At 72.8% G+C, this 18,141-nt stretch carries 16 protein-coding genes; 8 read left to right on the plus strand and 8 right to left on the minus strand.

The genetic code is table 11. From position 1 onward, the window contains the following. Positions 1–157 precede the first annotated feature (157 nt). Entirely contained in the window at positions 158–838 is a 681-nt protein-coding gene (locus ACWFQ8_RS13330; protein WP_453786315.1) for a beta-glucanase, read from the minus strand. A 245-nt stretch (positions 839–1,083) separates the two neighbouring features. On the opposite strand from ACWFQ8_RS13330, the gene ACWFQ8_RS13335 reads away from it, so the two are divergent. The 4 genes from ACWFQ8_RS13335 to ACWFQ8_RS13350 all read left to right on the plus strand — a co-directional run bounded on the left by ACWFQ8_RS13335 (position 1,084) and on the right by ACWFQ8_RS13350 (position 4,217). Beyond that, the gene (locus ACWFQ8_RS13335; RefSeq protein WP_453786316.1) at positions 1,084–1,512 is read left to right on the plus strand and encodes a hypothetical protein; all 429 of its coding nucleotides are present in this window, start codon (positions 1,084–1,086) and stop codon (positions 1,510–1,512) included. Next, positions 1,506–1,739 carry a helix-turn-helix transcriptional regulator gene (locus ACWFQ8_RS13340; RefSeq protein ID WP_453786317.1) on the plus strand — a complete coding sequence of 78 codons (234 nt, stop codon included), beginning with the start codon at positions 1,506–1,508 and terminating at the stop codon, positions 1,737–1,739. Before ACWFQ8_RS13335 ends, ACWFQ8_RS13340 begins: the two co-directional genes overlap by 7 nt. Beyond that, positions 1,736–2,710: an NAD(P)-dependent alcohol dehydrogenase gene (locus ACWFQ8_RS13345; protein ID WP_453786318.1), complete on the plus strand. Its 975-nt coding sequence runs from the start codon at positions 1,736–1,738 to the stop codon at positions 2,708–2,710. The genes ACWFQ8_RS13340 and ACWFQ8_RS13345 overlap by 4 nt, the downstream gene beginning before the upstream one ends. A 106-nt stretch (positions 2,711–2,816) precedes the next feature. Beyond that, the gene (locus ACWFQ8_RS13350; RefSeq protein ID WP_453786319.1) at positions 2,817–4,217 is read left to right on the plus strand and encodes an NADP-dependent succinic semialdehyde dehydrogenase; all 1,401 of its coding nucleotides are present in this window, start codon (positions 2,817–2,819) and stop codon (positions 4,215–4,217) included. Between the two features lie 21 nt (positions 4,218–4,238). On the opposite strand, the gene ACWFQ8_RS13355 is transcribed toward ACWFQ8_RS13350, so the two are convergent. Continuing rightward, positions 4,239–4,469, minus strand: coding sequence for a DUF6296 family protein (locus tag ACWFQ8_RS13355; RefSeq protein ID WP_453786320.1), 231 nt, complete (start codon positions 4,467–4,469; stop codon positions 4,239–4,241). A gap of 313 nt (positions 4,470–4,782) precedes the next feature. Here ACWFQ8_RS13355 and ACWFQ8_RS13360 point away from each other — a divergent pair, with 313 nt between their 5' ends. Continuing rightward, positions 4,783–4,983 (plus strand): hypothetical protein, encoded by a 201-nt coding sequence (locus tag ACWFQ8_RS13360; RefSeq protein WP_453786321.1) that lies wholly within the window; start codon positions 4,783–4,785, stop codon positions 4,981–4,983. A 62-nt stretch (positions 4,984–5,045) separates the two neighbouring features. Here ACWFQ8_RS13360 and ACWFQ8_RS13365 read toward each other — a convergent pair whose 3' ends face one another. Next, positions 5,046–7,112, minus strand: a complete 2,067-nt coding sequence (locus ACWFQ8_RS13365; RefSeq protein WP_453786322.1) for a SpoIIE family protein phosphatase — start codon at positions 7,110–7,112, stop codon at positions 5,046–5,048. A 299-nt stretch (positions 7,113–7,411) separates the two neighbouring features. Here ACWFQ8_RS13365 and ACWFQ8_RS13370 point away from each other — a divergent pair, with 299 nt between their 5' ends. From ACWFQ8_RS13370 to ACWFQ8_RS13380, 3 genes are all read left to right on the plus strand, one after another. After that, positions 7,412–8,005, plus strand: a complete 594-nt coding sequence (locus ACWFQ8_RS13370; RefSeq protein ID WP_453786323.1) for a hypothetical protein — start codon at positions 7,412–7,414, stop codon at positions 8,003–8,005. Positions 8,006–8,083: 78 nt separating this feature from the next. Continuing rightward, on the plus strand, positions 8,084–9,901 hold the full coding sequence (locus ACWFQ8_RS13375; protein ID WP_453786324.1) for a VanW family protein: 1,818 nt from the start codon (positions 8,084–8,086) through the stop codon (positions 9,899–9,901). Between the two features lie 99 nt (positions 9,902–10,000). Next, a complete protein-coding gene (locus ACWFQ8_RS13380) occupies positions 10,001–12,694 on the plus strand; it encodes a SpoIIE family protein phosphatase (protein WP_453786325.1) in 2,694 nt (897 codons plus the stop codon). A 50-nt stretch (positions 12,695–12,744) separates the two neighbouring features. Here ACWFQ8_RS13380 and ACWFQ8_RS13385 read toward each other — a convergent pair whose 3' ends face one another. The 5 genes from ACWFQ8_RS13385 to ACWFQ8_RS13405 form a co-directional block, all read right to left on the minus strand. Beyond that, entirely contained in the window at positions 12,745–13,107 is a 363-nt protein-coding gene (locus ACWFQ8_RS13385) for a DUF4180 domain-containing protein (protein ID WP_453786326.1), read from the minus strand. 58 nt (positions 13,108–13,165) lie between these two features. Next, positions 13,166–13,582 (minus strand): ATP-binding protein, encoded by a 417-nt coding sequence (locus ACWFQ8_RS13390; RefSeq protein ID WP_453786401.1) that lies wholly within the window; start codon positions 13,580–13,582, stop codon positions 13,166–13,168. Between the two features lie 245 nt (positions 13,583–13,827). Continuing rightward, positions 13,828–15,363, minus strand: coding sequence for a hypothetical protein (locus ACWFQ8_RS13395; RefSeq protein WP_453786327.1), 1,536 nt, complete (start codon positions 15,361–15,363; stop codon positions 13,828–13,830). Positions 15,364–15,480: 117 nt separating this feature from the next. Then, entirely contained in the window at positions 15,481–17,013 is a 1,533-nt protein-coding gene (locus ACWFQ8_RS13400; RefSeq protein ID WP_453786328.1) for an amino acid permease, read from the minus strand. Between the two features lie 128 nt (positions 17,014–17,141). Then, positions 17,142–18,122: a hypothetical protein gene (locus ACWFQ8_RS13405; protein WP_453786329.1), complete on the minus strand. Its 981-nt coding sequence runs from the start codon at positions 18,120–18,122 to the stop codon at positions 17,142–17,144. Between the last annotated feature and the right edge of the window lie 19 nt (positions 18,123–18,141).

Raw genomic sequence — 18,141 nt, forward strand, 5'->3', positions numbered from 1 at the left:
TGTCCATGTATGTCCCCGTTCGATGGTGTGCGTTCTTGATCGACAGCACTCAGAGTAGCCGCCACCCGGAAGGCCGAGGGACCGTGGCCGCGCCGGGCCGGGGCAGCCTGCGCGTCCATGTCCTCGACGGTCCGGGTCGGATCAGCGCACCGGGGCGCTACCTCACGTAGCGGCGCCACCAGGAGGGGCGGTACACGCTCAGGGCGGACACCTCGTAGGACATGCGCGACACGTCCGCATCGGGGGCCGGGTGATAACGCCCGGCGCTCACCGACAGGTTCACGATGAGGTACGCCCGCCAGCGCAGCCCCACCCCCCGCCGGTCGGCGTGCACCTGGCGGCCGTTGACCCGCCACACCACCGAGCGGGCGCCGAAATCGACTCCGAGGTCCACCCATGCGCCGGGGCGGATCGAGGGGTCGCGGTGGTAGTGCCCGCCGCCGCGCACGTGGTTGGAGAGTTCGAGGAGGTCGGGGTTGTCCGGGTGGTACTCGAAGACGTCGATCTCGTTGCCGCCGTCCAGCCAGGTCCAGATCGCCGGCCAGGCGCCGATCTCGACGGGTAGGCGCACCCGTGCCTCCAGGGTGTCCCCGGTCCGGGCCATGAACCCCTGGTCGCTGCCCTCCGTGGTCAGCAGCCCCGCGTCCCACTTGCCGTCGGGGCAGCGGGTGGCCCGGAAGGTGCCGGAGCGGCTGTAGGCGGGGTCGGCCACGAGGTGGTCGAGCTTGTTGTCACCGGGATTGGTGGGTCCGCCGCCGGGATACGCCCAAGAGCGGCCGGCGACCCATTGGGAGGCGGAGCCGAAGTCCGCCGTGAAGACCGGGATCCGATCGGGCATGACATTCCTTTCCGGAGCGGGGGAGGGAGGTTCCTGCGTTCTGCCCCGCACCGGTGGGGCCCATTCCGGTATGCGGAAGCCCGTTGATGCGCGTGTTGCACGCACGCGCGCACGCACCGGCCCCGGCTCCCCGTCCCGGGATCCGCCCCCGCGTCGACCCGCGGGGAGGTGTACAGAAACATTGACATCGTGTCCGCACTCCTTGACACTGCAAGAGTCAAAGATTCTTTACACAGGGAGTGCCGGTGGCGGTCGAAGAGAAACGTGCCTGGATCATGATCGTGGTCTCGGTCGTGTCGTACGCGGTCTACCTGGCCGTCGTGCTCGGTCGGGCCGGAGGCCTTCCGCTCGCCCAAGTGCCCTACGAACAGGCGCTCCTGTGGTCGGTCGGCGCGTCGATCGCCGCCTCGATCCTGCTGCACGTCGCCGTGAGCGCGCTCTCGCCCGAGGACGCGAACGTCAGGGACCAGCGCGACCGGGAGATCGGCCGCTTCGGCGAGCACATCGGGCAGTCGTTCGTCGTGATCGGCGCGGTGACCGGACTCGTCCTCGCGATGCTGGAGGCGGCGCCCTTCTGGATCGCGAACGCGATCTACCTGGCCTTCGTCCTGTCGGCGCTGCTGGGCTCGGCCACCAAGATCGTCTCCTACCGGCTGGGGTTCCACCCGTGGTGAAGCCGACGAACGTCACCAACACGATCCGAGCCCTGCGCTTCGCCGCCGACGAGATGACCCAGGCCGAACTCGCCCGCCGCATCGGGGTCACCCGCCAGACCGTCATCGCCATCGAGCAGGGCCGCTACTCGCCCTCCCTGGAGAAGGCCTTCCAGATCGCCCGCGTCTTCGGCGTTCCGCTCGACCACGTGTTCCAGTACCGCGAAACAGAGGGAGACAGCTCATGAAGGCCATCGTCCACGACGTGTACGGACCGCCCGACGTCATGCGGCTCGAAGAGGTGGACCGGCCGGAGCCGGGCCCCGGAGAGGTCCTCGTACGGGTCCGCGCCGCCGGCGTGGACCCGGGCGTCTGGCACCTCACGGCGGGCCTTCCGTACGCGATCCGCGCCGCGGGCTTCGGCCTGCGGGCGCCCAAGCACCGCATACGGGGTCTGGACGTCGCCGGGGAGGTGGCGGCCGTGGGCCCCGGTGTGACCCGTTTCCGTCCGGGCGACCAGGTCTACGGCAATGCTGAGGGCTCGTTCGCCGAGTACGCGTGCGCCGCGGAGGGCCGCCTCGCGCCGAAACCCGCGAACCTGAGCTTCGAGGAAGCGGCCGCCGTCCCGGTGTCCGGCTGCACCGCCCTCAAGGCCGTGCGCGACGGCGGACCCCTCGGGGCCGGCCGCGGCGTCCTGGTCCTCGGCGCCTCCGGCGGCGTGGGCAGCTTCGCCGTCCAGCTGGCCAAGAACCTCGGCGCGCACGTCACCGGCGCGTGCAGTGGCGCCAAGGGCGACCTGGTCCGCTCGCTCGGCGCCGACGAGGTCGTCGACTACACGCGTGAGGACCCCACCGACGGCAGCCGGCGCTACGACCTCGTCCTCGACACCGCCGGGAACCGGCCCCTGACCACGCTCCGCAGGTCCCTCACCGCCCGCGGCACCCTCGTCATCATCGGCGGCGAGGGCGGCGGCCGATGGATCGGCGGGAACGACCGCCAACTGCGCGCGCTGCTGCTGTCCCCCTTCCTCGGCCAGCGGCTGCGCGCCCTGGCCGCCACGGTCCACCACCGTGACCTGCTGGTCCTCACCGAACTCATCGAAGCGGGATCGGTGACCCCGGCCGTCGACCGCACCTACCCCCTGGCCGAGGCCCCCGACGCCGTCCGCCACCTGCGGGAGGGCCGGGCGCGCGGCAAGTTCGTCGTCAGCGTGGCCTGACGTCCCGCCGGGTGCGCCCGGAAGGCCGCCCCGGACCTCGCGTTGCGGGGCGGCGGCCCGCGGGGCAGGGTTCGAGGCGGCGGCTCACTCGCAGGGAGGTCCCACCATGACCATCGCCACCGTGGATCCCACGACCGGCCGGACACTGCACACCTTCGACGCGCTCGACCCCGGCGCCGTCGAGCAGTGCCTGGCCGAGGCCGCGCGGACCTTCGCCACTTACCGCCGCACACCTTTCGCCGAACGGTCCGAACTCCTGATGCGGGCGGCGGCGCTCCTGGAGGAGGACGCCGAGGCCGTGGCGCGGACCATGACCACCGAGATGGGCAAGCCCCTGGGCGCCGCCCGCGCGGAGGCGGCCAAATGCGTGAAGGCCATGCGCTGGTACGCCACCCACGCCGAATCCCTGCTGGCCGACGAGCACCCGGCCGAGGCGGACGTGCGCGACGCGGGGGCCTCGTCCGTCCATGTCCGCTACCGGCCGGTCGGCGTGGTCCTGGCCGTCATGCCGTGGAACTTCCCGCTGTGGCAGGTCGTGCGGTTCGCCGCGCCCGCCCTCATGGCGGGCAACGTAGGCCTGCTCAAGCACGCCTCGAACGTCCCGCAGACCGCCCTCTACCTCGGCGACCTCTTCCGCCGGGCGGGGTTCCCGCGCGGCTGCTTCCAGGCCCTGCTCATCGGCTCCGGTTCCGTGGAGGCCGTATTGCGCGACCCCAGGGTCGCCGCCGCCACGCTGACCGGCAGCGAACCGGCCGGCCGGGCGGTCGCCGCGGTCGCCGGGGACGAGGTCAAGAAGACGGTGCTGGAGCTGGGCGGCAGCGACCCGTACGTCGTGATGCCGTCGGCGGACGTCGCCCGCGCGGCCGCCACGGCGGTCACCGCGCGCGTGCAGAACAACGGGCAGTCGTGCATCGCCGCCAAGCGCTTCATCGTGCACGCCGACGTCTACGACGAGTTCGCCGAGCGCTTCACCGCCGGCATGTCGGCGCTCGTCGTGGGAGACCCGATGGAGGAGTCCACCGAGGTGGGCCCACTGGCGACCGAGAGCGGACGCGCCGACGTGGAGGAGCTCGTCGAGGACGCCGTGCGCCGCGGGGTCACCGTGCTGTGCGGCGGCCGCCGCCCGCCGGCCTTCCCCCACGGCTGGTTCTACGAGCCGACGGTCCTGGCCGACGTCACCCCGGCGATGCGCGTCGACCAGGAGGAGACCTTCGGGCCCGTCGCCACGCTCTACCGGGTGGACAGCCTGGACGAGGCCGTCGAGCGGGCGAACCACACGCCCTTCGGGCTCAGCTCGAACGTGTGGACCCGGGACGACGCGGACGTGGACCGCTTCGCCCGCGACCTCGAAGCCGGAGGCGTCTTCGTCAACGGGATGACCGCCTCCCACCCCGCGTTGCCCTTCGGCGGCGTCAAGCGGTCGGGGTACGGGCGCGAGCTGTCCGGGCACGGCATCCGGGAGTTCTGCAACATCACCACGGTCTGGCGGGCCGCCGCCGCGGTCTGACGGCGGCGGCCGCCGGATCGGTCAGTCGTCCAGCGGGTGGGCCCGGACCCCGTGTACCGGGTCCTGGCCGCCGCCCGAGGGGAGCATGCGCACTTCGTCCCGGTCGCTGATCTCCGCCCGGACGATGCCCGTGGGATCGGCGTAGACGGGATGGCCTCCCGGCCCGCTCTGCTCCGTACGGGTGACGACCACCATGTCCCGGTCCGCCTCCGGGCGGTCGGGGAACACCAACTCGTACCGCTCTGCGCGCATCTCGGCTCCCTTCGCCGTATGCCGCTTCCGGGCCCGCCCCACAGAGCCATCATGCGGTCCCGCGGTGCGGACCGCCCGCCGGGAGGGCATGGCCGCCCGGGGCCGAAAGCGTGAGCTCGAAGTGTGTCGTTCTGTCCCGTATTGCGCCGATCGGGGACAGGACGCATGGTGAACGAGCGACATCCCTCCGCCTACTTCGCCGGACCTCGCCGGAAGGCCACCGTTTCCCGCGCCGAAGAGTCATCACCCCCGGCGTCGACCCGCTCCGAACGGGGTGGGGCGCCCGGGACCCCGCTCTGCCGAAGGGACCGCCGTGATCTTCACCGTGCTCCTCGTGCCCCCCCTCCTCCTGTGCGCCGTCCTGGCACTCGGCCGTTATGAGGAGCGGATCTTCGGCGCCCCCACCGAACCGGAAGAGGCGCCCGTCGTCGGGCACCTGCACGCGCTGCCCGAGGGCGCCCCGGCCGACCCCCCGGCGCCCCCGTATCCGGCGAACGCCCCGCACGCCGCCTGACGCCGACCGCGGGGCCCGGGGACGTCACGGTCCCCGGGCCCCGGCCGTCCCCGCGGCCGCGGTTACGGGACTCCGTCCGCGAGCGCCCGGGTGCGGGCGATGAGCAGGGCGACGTCGTCATGGGTGTCGGGACGCCGGAGCGCACCGAGAAGCAGGTCGCAGGTCTCCTCGATCGGCCGGTGCGGTCCGGCCAGCAGGTCGGCCAGGGTCTGCAGGCGGGTGTCGATGTCCTGGTCGCGGGTCTCCACCAAACCGTCGGTGTAGAGCACCAGTTCGTCGCCCGGCTCCAGCGCGACGGTGGTGGTGGTGAAGGGGACCCCTCCCACGCCCAGGGGCACCGCGTTCGGCAGGTGCAGCAGCTCCGGCCGGCGGCCCGTGTGCAGGTGCACGGGGGGCAGGTGCCCGGCACTGGAGAGCCGGCACAGCCGCGTGTGCGGGTCGTAGACGGCGTAGACGCACGTGGCCATGGAGTCGCCGAGATCTACGGCGACCTCGTCGAGGTGGGTGAGCGCGGTCGCCGGTTCGAGTCCCAGGCGCGCCAGGGTGCGCGCGGCGGTGCGCAACTGCCCCATGGTCGCAGCGGCGTTGATGCCGCTGCCCATCACGTCCCCCACGACCAGCGCGGTCCGCTCCTCGGCGAGCGGGATCACGTCGAACCAGTCCCCGCCGGTCTCGTCCGCCACCCCGGCCGGCTGATAGCGGTAGGCGATGTCCAGCCCGGCCGCCGTCGGAGGGTGCTGGGGCAGCAGGTGGCGCTGCAGGGAGAGCGCGGTGTGGCGCTCGCGCTGGTACCAGCGGGCGTTGTCGATGGACACGGCGGCCCGGGCGGCGAGTTCGGAGGCGAGCAGGACGTCGTCCTCGCCGAACGGTTCGGGGTTGCGGGCGCGTTTGAGGTCGAGCGCGCCCAGGACCTGGCCCCGGGCGATGAGCGGGACCGCGAGGTAGGAGTGGACACCGGCCTCGGCGAGCAGCCGCACCGCTCCCTCGTCACGGGCGATGCGGGGCAGGTCCTCGGGGCGGACGCGCGACAGCAGGACGGGGCGCCCGGTGTCGGCGCAGCGGGTCACCAGGCGGCTCGGACCGTAGAACGCGACGTCGCCCACGGGATCGGCGGCATCCTCGGCGGGACTGCGGTAGGCGCTCTTGAGCGCCAGCGCGCGGAACCGCAGCGCGCCGCCGTCCGCCGGGCCGTCCGGCCGGGGGCCCGCCAGGATGGTGTCGAGGATGTCGACGGCCGCGATGTCGGCGACCTCGGGTACCGCCACGTCGGCGAGCTCCCGGGCGGTGATGTCGAGGTCGAGCGTGGTGCCGATGCGTACCGAGGCGTCCGCGATCAGGGACAGCCGGCGGCGGGCGTGGGCGGCCGAGACGGCCGCCAGGTGCTGCTGGGTCACGTCCACCACGGAGGTGGCGACGCCGATCACGCGTGCGGACTGGTCTTCCAGCCGGTACACCGAGACCAGCCAGGCGTGGTCGCTGTCCGCGTCCGAGGAGATCCGCCCGGTGGTGAACCGGTCGAGCATCGGCACCCCGGTGGCCATGACCTCGCGCATCCGGTCCTCGACGGACTCGGCGTCCAGGAACGGCAGCACCTCGCCGATGCGGCGGCCGAGGTGCCGCTCGGCGGGCATCCCGTTGATCCGCTCCAGCGCCGGGTTGACCAGGACGTAGCGCAGCTCGGTGTCATGCACGGCCAGGCCGATGGGGGACTGGTCGACCAGGCGCAGGGAGAGGGCCAGGTCCCGTTCCACCCGGTGCAGCGTGGCCTGCTCGGTGGCGAGTCCGAGGGCGAAGAGACGGCCGTTGTCGGCCTGGAGCCGCATGTTGCGGAACTCCACCAGCACCGTTCCGCCGCTGCGGTGCCGGACGGGGAAGGCGCCCGCCCACGGGCCGTTGCCCGACATCACCCGCGCGAAGAGGTCCAGCACCATGTCCCGGTCCGGCTCGTCCACCAGCAGCCGGGCCGCGAACCCGCCCAGGGCCTCGTCCGCCGTGTAGCCGAACAGTGCCTCTGCCTGCGGGCTCCACAGCCGGATGCGGCCCTCCTCGTCCAGGACGACGGCAGCCACGCCCAGCACGTCCAGCAGGCCGCCGGCCGGCAAGGGGCCCGCGGCTTCCTCAGCGGCCATCAGCGGCCTCCTCAGCCGTACGGTATGCGCCCACCGGACGGGCCCCGGCCGATCCGGTCCCGGTCCTCCTTCCATGCTGCGGCCCCCGGCACCGGCCTGCGACCCGGTCTGCCGCGACACGCCGACCGCGCCGACCCGGACGCACCCCCTCACCGCGACCGGCGTTCCCGTACGGTCGAGCGGACCGCATGCCTCCGATCGATGCCGCGGAGCGCCGCCGGCCGAGTCCTCAACCCCCCTTTGTCGTATGCCAGTTGCACGCACCGACAGTGGGGTGCGATCGCCTCGTGGGGGAAGCGGTGACACGTAGACGGAGCTCCGTGCCGCGCGCCTGCGGCTGCGTGGTGGCGGGCATGCTCGTACTCCTCGGCTGTTCGGGCGGCGGAGCGGCGAAGGGACGCGGCGCACGCCCCACCCCGTCCCCGTCCGGGCCGGGCTTCCCGTCCGCCGCACCCACCGCCCCCGGCGTCGTCCTGATCCCGGAGCCCGACGAGGCCAAGCAGCCCCGCAGCGCCGCCGAGGCGCGGGACCTGCTCGGCCGGATCATGATCGGCCAGGGCACCCTGGGCCCCGATGCCGTGCCCGCCGATCGCGAAGGCGGTGGGCAGCTCCGCCGCGGTCACCGGATCACCGGCCGTCTCCACGAGGGCCGGCGCGGCCTGCGGGTACGGGTCCCCCGGGGGCCGGTGTCGTACGGAAGCGTTTGCAGTTCCGCCGTGCCGGGCGCCGCCCCCCGCACCAGTACGTCGTACCGCTCGCTCTCGACGACGATCCGGGTCTCGCCCTCGTGCACGGCGGGGCACGTGAAACGGATCATGACCCGCGCGGGGCGGATGCGGATCGTGAGAACCATTACATTCATGCCCAATGATCATGATCTGGAGGAATCATGATGTCACGGAATTGTCGTATATCGGCTGCTCTGGCAGCCCGGCTCGGCCGGCTCCCCGGCGGACGCCACAGGGAGAGACATGGGACGTGCGGGCAGCTGGACGGGCAACTGGCGGATCGCCCTGCCGGTGTCGGGCGGAGCGCTCGTACTCGGGCTGGGCGGCCTCTACGTCACCGGGCTGGTGGTCGGCGGGGACATCGACTCCGGCACCCGGGTCCGGGGCGTGGACATCGGCGGCATGACCCGGTCGCAAGCGCTCCGGACGCTGAACCGGGAGCTCGGCCCGGCCGCGGCGGCGCCGGTCGCGATGAAGATCGGCGACCACGTGGAGAAGGCCGACCCGGCCGCACTCGGACTGTCCCTCGACACCACCGCCACCGTGGACCGCGCGGTCCACGCCGGATACGGCCCCGTCGCCGTCATCAGCAGGCTCTTCGCCTCCGGGGACGCGGACGTCGAGCCCGTGATCCGCGTCGACGAGAGCGCCGCCCGGGCGGCGCTGGACCGCATCGGCGCGCGCACGGCTCAGCCGGCCCGCGACGGATCCGTCGCGTTCGACGACGGCGCGGCGAAGGCCGTCCCCCCGAAGCCCGGCGTCGCCCTGGTCGAGGACCGGGCCCTGGACACCCTCCGCGCCGCGTACCTGCGTACGGACGCGGCCCCCGGGCCCGTCGTGATGCCGGTCGACCGCACGCCGCCGCGCGTGGGAGCCGACGAGACCGGACGCGCCATGCGGCAGTTCGGGCGGCCGGCGATGTCGGGCCCCGTCACGCTCACCATGGCCGGCGACCGGCTGTCCATACCGCCCGCCGTCCTCGGCGCACACCTGACGATGCGCCCCGACGACCACGGCCGACTCGTGCCGGACCTCGACTCCAAGGGGCTGCTCGCCGACCCCGCCGTGGCCCGCCCGGTCGAGCAGATCGCCGAGGAGCCGCGCGAGGCCGCCTTCGAGCTCGACGCGCAGGGCCGCGTGGTGCCGGGCGAGTCCAGCCGCGCGGGACGCAAGGTCACCGAGGCGGCGCTGGGCCGGGCGGTACTGCCCCTGCTCACCCGCTCGGGCGCCGCCCGCACCGGCGAGGTCGCCACCGCGGCCGTCCAGCCGGGCCTCACGAGCGCCGAGGCGCACCGGCTCGGCATCAAGGAGAAGGTCTCCTCCTTCACCGTCGAGTTCCCGGCCGCCCCGTACCGCAGCACCAACATCGGCCGCGCCGTGCAGCTCATCAACGGCTCCGTGGTCCTCCCCGGTCAGGAGTGGAGCTTCAACCGGACCGTCGGTGAGCGCACCCCGGAGAACGGTTTCGTCGACGGCATCATGATCAATGACGGCCAGTACGTGAAATCGCCCGGCGGGGGCGTCTCCGCGGTGGCCACCACCATGTTCAACGCGGTCTTCTTCGCCGGCGTCAAACCCGTCGAGTACGGCGCCCACTCGTTCTACATCGAGCGCTACCCCGAAGGCCGCGAAGCCACCGTCGCCTGGGGCTCCCTCGACCTGCGCTGGATCAACGACTCCGGCCACGCCCTCTACGTGCGGGCCGAATCCACCGACACCTCGCTGACCATCACCCTCCTCGGCACGAAGAAGTACGACGAGATCCGGGCCACCAAGGGTCCGCGCACCAATGTCACGCCGCCCGGCAAGCGGACGGCCGGCGGACCGACCTGCGAGGTCCAGACCCCGCTCGAAGGATTCGACGTGACCGTGGGCCGCGTCTTCGTCCAAGGCGGCCGGGAGGTCAGGAGCGAGGAGTTCAAGACCCACTACACACCGCGCGACGAGGTCACCTGCGAGCCGGAGGCCACGGCGACCCCGCAGCCCTCCGGGACGCCGCGGCCCGCTCAGGCCCCGCGGCCGGAGTCCTCGCACGCCCCCGCCGACGTGTACATCGGGTGATCCTTCCGGTGCGCCGTGTTCCCGACGGGAGCCACAGACGCCCGGAAGTGCTACAACTGGGGGCGTGACCCTTCCTTGCCACCCGTGCCGGGCACGTCGGTGCGGTCACCCCTGAGCAACAGATTCAGAAGCGTCGCCGGACAGGTTTTCGTCCTCCAGGTGGCGATCGTGGTGTTGCTCGCCGCCGCCGCCCTGTTGGCCCTCGTCCTGCAGTCGCGGCACGACATCGACCGCGAGGCACGCAACCGCTCGGTGTCCGTCGCCCAGACCTTCGCCCACTCCCTGGGGCTTGAAGAAGCACTGAGGACGTCCGACCCGTCCGCGGTCCTGCAACCCCTCGCCGAGCGGACCCGCAAGGACGCCGGGGTGGACTTCATCGTCGTGATGGACACCAACGGCATCCGGTACAGCCACCCCCAGCCGGACCGCATCGGCAAGCGCTTCGTCGGCACCATCGAGCCCTCGCTCGCCGGAGAGGTCCACACCGAGAGCGTGGACGGTCCGCTCGGCAAGGAGATCCAGGCCGTGGTGCCGGTCACCTCGGCCGACGGCAAGGTGGTCGCCCTGGTGTCGGCGGGCCTCACCGTGGAGAGCGTGACCGGTGTCGTCGACCGCCAGCTCCCGGTCATCATCCTCGCCACCGCCACCTGCCTGGCCCTCGCCACCGCCGGGACCGCGCTGATCAGCCGGCGGCTGCGGCGCCAGACCCACGGCCTGGGCACGCAGGAGATGACCCGGATGTACGAGCACCACGACGCGGTGCTCCACGCCGTCCGCGAAGGAGTGCTGATCACCGACGGCGACGGGCGGCTGCTGCTGGCGAACGACGAGGCCAAGCGGCTGCTCGACCTCCCCGAGGACGCCGACGGGCGGCACATCGACGACGTCCCCGGCCTGGACCGGCGGATGGCGGACCTCCTGCTGTCCGGCCGGGAGGCCACCGACGAGGTAGTGGAGGCCGGAGACCGGCTGCTCGTGGTCAACCAGCGGCCCACCCACCCCCGGGGCCGCCCCGAAGGCAGCGCGATCACCATCCGCGACTCCACCGAGATGCAGATCCTGACCAGCCGGGCCGAGACGGCCCGCAGACGCCTCAAGCTGCTGTACGACGCGGGCGGCGAGGTCGGCACCAGCCTGGACGTGGTGCGCACGGCCGAGGAGCTGGCCGCCGTCGCCGTCCCCCGGTTCGCCGACTACGTCACGGTCGACCTGGCCGAACAGGTGCTCGACGGCGACGAACCGGGCCCCGGCGCCGACATGCGGCGCACCGCCGTCAGCGGCATCACCTCCGACCACCCCCTCTACCCCCGGGGCCGACTGATCGACTTCCTGCCGTCCACCCCGCAGGCGCGGGGCTACGGCACCGGCCGGGCGGAACTGGTGCCCGACCTGTCCGACGACCCCGGCTGGCACGCGCAGGACCCGCCGCGCGCCCGGGCCATCGTCGAGTACGGGATCCACTCGCTCATCGCCGCCCCCCTCACGGCCCGTGGCGTCGTCCTGGGAGTGGTCAACTTCTGGCGGTCGCAGAAGCCCGAGCCCTTCGACGAGGACGAGCTGTCCCTGGCCGAGGAACTGGTCGCCCGCGCCGCGGTCAGCATGGACAACGCCCGCCGCTACACCCGTGAGCACGCCCTCGCCGAGACCCTCCAGCGCAGCCTGCTGCCGCGCGCCCTGCCCGAGCAGAGCGCCGTGGACGTGGCCCACTTCTACCTGCCCGCCCAGTCCGGGGTGGGCGGCGACTGGTTCGACGTCATCCCGCTGCCGGGCAGCCGGGTCGCGCTGGTCGTGGGAGACGTCGTCGGGCACGGCCTGCACGCCGCGGCCACCATGGGCCGGCTGCGTACGGCCGTCCACAACTTCTCCTCCCTCGACCTGCCTCCTGACGAGATCCTGGCCAGGCTGGACGACCTCGTACAGCGCATCGACCACGACCACGACGGGGACGACGACGAGGCGAACGCCGGTGTCCTGGGCGCGACCTGCCTCTACGCCGTCTACGACCCCGTCTCCCGCCGCTGCGCGGTGGCCCGGGCGGGGCACCTGCCGCCCCTGGTGGTCGCGCCCGACGGCACGACGGAGATCCTGGAACTGCCCGCCGGGCCCCCGCTGGGGCTGGGCGGCATGCCGTTCGAGACCGCCGAGTTCTACCTGGAGGAGGGCAGCCAGCTCGTCCTGTACACGGACGGCCTCGTCGAGGAGCGCAGCCGGGACATCGGCGAGGGCCTGGAGCTGCTGCGCGGCGCCCTGTCGCGGCCCGGCCGGGACCCGCACGAGAGCCTCGACGCCGTGCTCGACATCCTGCTCCCGGCCAAGCCGACCGACGACGTGGCACTGCTCGTGGCCCGCACGCGCGTCCTCGGCGCGGACCGGGTCGCCCAATGGGACGTGCCGTACGAGCCGAGCGCGGTCGGAGCCGTGCGCAACGCCGCCGCGAAGCAGCTCGACGCCTGGGAGCTGCCGGATCTCGCCTTCGCCACGGAACTCATCCTGAGCGAACTGGTCACCAACGCCCTACGGCACGGCAGCGCCCCGGTCCGGGTCCGGCTGCTGTACGACCACACGCTGACCTGCGAGGTCTGGGACGCCAGCAGCACCGCCCCGCACCTGCGGTACGCCGCCACCACGGACGAGGGCGGACGCGGACTGTTCCTGGTGGCCCAGGTCAGCGAGCGGTGGGGCACCCGGTACACACCGGACGCCAAGGTCATCTGGGCCGAGCAGTCCCCCCACGGCCCCTCGGAGGCCGCCCTCCCCGACCCCGCTGCCTTCCTGGACGCCGACCCCCTCTGACACCTGCCCGGACGCCGACCCGCGCGACCGGCCCGGCGGCCTCGCCCGGCTCAGCCCCCGAGCCGTTCGCGCAGTTCCTCGACATCGGCGAGGAACCAGGTCTGGCGGCCGCGGTTGCACTCGCGGACGAAGTCCCGCAGGGACTCACTGGCTTCCGTGTGCCGGGAGATGTCGCCGATCACGGCCATGCCCATGCGGAAGTTGACGAACTTCTGGACGATGTCGCCGGCGACGCGCGTGCGCAGCCGGAAGAACGCCTCGTCGAACCGCTCGGCGGGAATGACGACCCACTGGGCGCCCTGGTAGGAAGCATTGCCTACGAGGTCCAGCACGTCGCGTTCCCCGCTGATCGGCTCGCCCTCGGCGGGGCACATCAGAACGGGTACGTCGTGAATGCTCTGCACGTTCTCCATGGACGTCGAATGTAGTCGGCGACGCGCACGGCGGCGACGCCACGGCCCGCGGCGGGCCTCAGCCGGATCGCGCGGGGCCGCAGCGCGGCTCGGGGTCGTCCAGGGGACGGAAGCACGCCGTGATCGTCTTGCCGCCGTGGAAGGCATGGGCGTCCCACGCGTCGGCGAGCGCGTCGATGATGGCGAGGCCCCGCCCCGAGGTCGCCGCCGAGGAGGCGTCACGCGGAGCGGGGAGGAACGGGTCGCTGTCGGCGACGCTGACGTGCAGGCACCGGCCGTCCCACGTCAGCACCAGTTGGGCGCTGCTCCCCGCGTGCAGGTGCGCGTTGGTGACCAATTCGGACACCGTCAACAGGATGGAGTGGACGGTGTCCGGAGCGTCGGCGCTCCACTTCAGTGAATCCAGATGCTCCAGGGTCCACCGTCGGGCTTCACTCGCCCCTCGGCTGACCGGGAACGACTTGGCCCAGCCCATCGCGCGGAGCGACAACGCACCCACCTCGCTTCCCTCTCGTCCCCTCGGGGCTCCGTATCAGACGCGGCCGGCCCGGTGCCGGGCGCGCTGTCCGTGCCGCCGGTTGACGAGCAGCAGGGCCAGCAACATCGGTGCGATCAGCAAGACCATGGCTGCCATGAGGTACTCCTCTCCTCGCGGACCGTGACTTCCCCGCGTGTGACCGCCAGAGCCCGGCCGAAACCCCCGGACGGGCTTTCGCCGCCTCAGTCCCGCCCGCTCTTCAGCCGGCGGACGACCTCCTCCGACAGCCGCCGCTGCAGTTCGGCCAGTTGCTCGGGGGAGTAGGCGGTGAGGTCGCCGACCTGCCCCGGACCGGCCGGTGCTTCCTCCTTCGGCTTCTGCTTCTCCAGTTCCCTGCGGGCGAGTTCCTGCTCCTCGGGCGAGCCGGGCGCCGCGTAGGCGCACCGGACGAGCGCTCCGTCCGCGGTCTTCAGGCAGGTGGCCTCGCGGCCGGCCACCTGGCCGCGGCCCTCCACCCGGTACCGGATGTTCTGCTCGCTGCCGAGCGTGGCGGTCCAGGTGCTGCCGCCGGTGGGCACGACCTCGAAGACCCGGTCCTCGTTGTAGCAGCACACGTCCCGGTACTCGGCCTTGATCAGTTCGACCAGGGCCTCCGGCGAGGACCAGGTCGGACTGAGCCGGTGCACGGTCATCGGAGCGAGCCCGCCGCCCCGATGGCGGGTGGGCACGGTCGACACGGCCACGACCGAGCTGGCCTCCCCCTGCGGGGTGAGCGGAGTGACGTACGCGCTGTCCCCGGTCGCGGCCCGGTACCGCAGCGTGAACTCCGACTCGTTGCCCTCGTTGGCGCCGTCCTCGGAGGCGTCCCAGCCGCTGCGTTCGAACCACCAGTCGGTGAAGCTGCCGACCGCGGCGGTCGCCTCGCGCTGGCGGGACGCGAGACTCAGCGGATAGGACGGGCCGGGCACCGCGGCCGTGTCCGTGGTGATCGTGAGCCTTCCGGTCCGCCCGTCGTAGAGCGCGACCCCGGCGGGGCGTTCGGTCACCACCATGAATCCGGTCTGGCGCTTGAGGGGGACGACCACGATCGGGGTGTCGCCCGAGCAGGTCACGTACGCGTCGGACGCCTCGAAGCGCACCCAGCGCCGCTGCGCCGAGATCTTCCGGCCGAGGTTGTGGTGGAACCAGCCGCCGATCCGGGCGTCCGCCGTCTCCACGTCGAACGAACAGCGCTTCTGGTCGCGGCCGTTGCCGCCCAGCGGAATGTCCTGCACGAGCCCGACCTCGTACCCCGCCAGCCAGCCGCGCCGTTCGACCAGGGTCGAGAACCGGTCCGCGTCGGGCAGGTAGGTGACGTCGAAGATCTCGCCGGTGACATCACCCAGGTGCGGGGCGGCCTGCGCCTCGCCGACCAGGTAGGGGGACCGGGCCGCCAGCTCGGGCAGCGGCTCGGACACGATCCGCACGTCGTGCATGTACGCCCGGTCCTGGAGGTACGCGCCGTACACCAGCCACCCGACTGAGACGCCCAGGCCGAGGACCGCGGCCAGGCACCCGAACGCCGTCGCGGTGTCCCCGCCGCCCCCGGTCCCGCCCTCCCGCAGCCGCTGGACGACCAGCCACGGCAGGGCGACGGCGCCGGTGGCCACCAGAGGCGCGGCCAGCCAGGAGAACAGCTTCCGCAGCTCCCAGAGCGCGATCGTGGTGACGTACGAGGCGTACCAGAGTGCCGCCGCCGCCAGAAGAACGGGTATCGCGATGCGCAGTGCCCGACCCATCAGTCCCCCCCCGATGCCAGTTGGCACGATTGTCCACGCCCCGCCCGGGTGTGTCAGTAGCGCGGCCCCCCGGCCGACCGGCCTCCGGGGACAGCCGGCCGGGCCCGGGGTGGGGGCTCAGACGACGCCCTCGGCGATCTCCGCCTGCTCCCGGGCGTTGCCGTACGCGGACGGGGTCCCGTACGAGCGACGCGCGACGTACCACCACACGCTGGACAGGACCAGTACCACCGCCAGGGCGATCACCGCGTAGTTCATCGAGTCGACGGTGACCGGCGACTTCTGCGGCAGACAGAACAGGACGGTCACGACGGCCACCCAGACGACCGCGATCCAGCCGATCGGCCTGCTCCAGCGCCCCAGGCTCCACGGGCCGGGTTCGAAGCGGTCACCCGCGCGCAGCCGCAGGTAGATCGGGATGGCGTAGGCCGGAGTGATGCCGATGACGTTGATGGCGGTCACGGCCCCGTAGGCGGTGGCGGAGTAGAGCGAGGGCAGCGCGAGGACGGCCGCGACGGCGACGGCGAGCCATACGGCCGGCACCGGTGTCTGGGTCCGGCTGCTGACCTTGCGCCACAGGGACGATCCGGGCAGGGCGTTGTCCCGGCTGAACGCGAAGACCATCCGGCTCGCGGCGGCGACCTCGGCGTTGCCGCAGAAGAGCTGCGCGACGATCACGACCAGGAGCAGGGCGGTGGCGCCGCCGGATCCCAGGGCGTCGAGGAAGATCTGGGCGGGCGGGACGCCGGTGGCGGTGCCCTGCACGGCCGCGTAGTCCTGGATGGCGAAGGTGAGACCCGCGAGGAGGGCGAACCCGGCGATCCAGGAGACCCAGATGGCTCGGACGATGCCCTTGGCGGCGGAGACGGAGGCGTTCGAGGTCTCCTCCGAGAGGTGCGCGGAGGCGTCGTACCCGGAGAAGGTGTACTGGGCGAGCAGGAGGCCGACCGCCGCCACGTAGAACGGGTTGGCCCAGCCGGTGTCGTTGACGAACTCGGTGAAGACGAACGAGGGCGACTGGTGGCGGTCGGGGACGAACGCCAGGGCGCCGACGATGACCGCGACGCCGGTCAGGTGCCACCAGACGCTGATCGAGTTCAGCACACTGACCAGGCGCACGCCGAAGAGGTTGAGCACGGCGTGCAGCAGCAGGATGCCCAGGAAGATCAGGAAGGTCGAACCGGGGGTGGGTACGAAACCGAACTGGAGGTTGAGGAAGGCGCCGGTGAACAGGGCGGCGCCGTAGTCGATCCCGGCGATGGCGCCGAGCAGGCCGAGGAGGTTCAGCCAGCCCGTGTACCAGCCCCAGCGGCGGCCGCCGAGGCGGTCGGCCATGTAGTAGAGCGCCCCCGAGGTGGGGTACGCGCTGGTCACCTCGGCCAGGGCCAGGCCCACGCAGAGGACGAAGAGGCCGACCCCGACCCAGCCCCACAGCATCACGGCCGGGCCGCCGGTACCCAGACCGAAGCCGTAGAGGGTCATGCAGCCGGAGAGGACGGATATCACCGAGAAGCTGATGGCGAAGTTGCCGAAGCCGCCCATCCGGCGGGCGAGGACCGGCTGGTAGCCGAGTTCTCTGAGCCGTTCCTCCTCGTCCTGCCGAGGTGGGGACTTGCGGTCCTGGCGAGCGGCCCATGCGGTGCGGGACATGGCGTACCTCCGGGGTGATGGAGCACGGGGACGGGGTGGAGCGCGGGAACGGCGGAACGACCGAGTGGCGGGCGACACCGCGGGGGCGCCGCCCGGAGCGTGCGGCCGGGGGGCGGGGGAACCGGAACTCAGTCCCGGTCGGCCAGGCTGCGGGATCTGGCGCGCAGGAACACCTCCTCGGCCAGTGCGGGGTCCGCCGGGTCACGGGTCCGGTAGGCCCAGGGCAGGGTGGTCCAGTAGCGGCCGATCGCGTCGAAGACCCGGGCCGCCTCCTCGAACTGGAGGCCTCCCCACAGCGCATGGGCGAGGTGGCTCAGGTCGAGCGGTGAGGCGTGCCGCGGGGCCGCGTGGCGGAACCAGGCGTCGAGGGCGTGGGCCGCGTCGCGGATGGCGTCCTCGGCGACCCAGTGCAGGTCGAGGGCCCGCTCCTGGCCGCGTTCGCGACGGTAGCGCTCGACCCGCACGTAGAGCGGCAGGACGTGGACCGCGGAACCGGGCGGGGCGGAACGGGCCGCCCACTGCGCGAAGTTGGCGGCCTCGGTGAGCGGACCGGACGTGCGGGCGTACAGGAACTGGAGCATCCGGTGGTACGCCTCGCGGTTGTACGGGTCCCGCTGGTCGGCCTCCGCGAGGATGCCCCACGGCCCGGGGGGAAGCATCGGGCCCGGCGCCGGGAGGCGGTGCTCGTCCATCAGGGCGCCCTCGTCGAGGAGGGCGAGGGCGAGCAGGCAGACCCACGGAACGGGATCGGCGGGGTCGGCGCCGGCGGTGGCCCGGCACGCCTCCCAGGCCTGCTGCCACAGCTCACGGGTGCGGGGGTGGCCGGCGCGGTGGGCGCGGACGGCCTGTTCGACGGTGACCCGGGTGTGCATCACGCTCGCGGCGAGGCTGTGCGGCTCCTCGCTCCGCCAGGCCTGGACCACATCGGATCCGGCGGCGACCGCGGCCAGGACCTGGGTGCGCTGGGTCCACAGCCCCCAGCTGTCCGTGCGCCCGAGTAAGTGCGCCATCGACACCCAGCGGCCGGTGCGCAGGTCCTGCACGGCGACACGCAGCTCGTTGTCGTGACCGGCGGGGTGGTAGACGGGCCGGAAATCGCCGCCCGCCATCACCCCGTCCCGGTCGACG

It is taken from the genome of Streptomyces sp. NPDC055254, from assembly GCF_053606025.1.

Coding starts and splice junctions, on each gene's coding strand:
- ACWFQ8_RS13330 (WP_453786315.1), bottom strand. CDS start 838: ATGCCCGATCGGATCCCGGTCTTCACGGCGGACTTCGGCTCCGCCTCC.
- ACWFQ8_RS13345 (WP_453786318.1), top strand. CDS start 1,736: ATGAAGGCCATCGTCCACGACGTGTACGGACCGCCCGACGTCATGCGG.
- ACWFQ8_RS13350 (WP_453786319.1), top strand. CDS start 2,817: ATGACCATCGCCACCGTGGATCCCACGACCGGCCGGACACTGCACACC.
- ACWFQ8_RS13355 (WP_453786320.1), bottom strand. CDS start 4,469: ATGCGCGCAGAGCGGTACGAGTTGGTGTTCCCCGACCGCCCGGAGGCG.
- ACWFQ8_RS13365 (WP_453786322.1), bottom strand. CDS start 7,112: ATGGCCGCTGAGGAAGCCGCGGGCCCCTTGCCGGCCGGCGGCCTGCTG.
- ACWFQ8_RS13375 (WP_453786324.1), top strand. CDS start 8,084: ATGGGACGTGCGGGCAGCTGGACGGGCAACTGGCGGATCGCCCTGCCG.
- ACWFQ8_RS13385 (WP_453786326.1), bottom strand. CDS start 13,107: ATGGAGAACGTGCAGAGCATTCACGACGTACCCGTTCTGATGTGCCCC.
- ACWFQ8_RS13390 (WP_453786401.1), bottom strand. CDS start 13,582: ATGGGCTGGGCCAAGTCGTTCCCGGTCAGCCGAGGGGCGAGTGAAGCC.
- ACWFQ8_RS13395 (WP_453786327.1), bottom strand. CDS start 15,363: ATGGGTCGGGCACTGCGCATCGCGATACCCGTTCTTCTGGCGGCGGCG.
- ACWFQ8_RS13400 (WP_453786328.1), bottom strand. CDS start 17,013: ATGTCCCGCACCGCATGGGCCGCTCGCCAGGACCGCAAGTCCCCACCT.
- ACWFQ8_RS13405 (WP_453786329.1), bottom strand. CDS start 18,122: ATGGCGGGCGGCGATTTCCGGCCCGTCTACCACCCCGCCGGTCACGAC.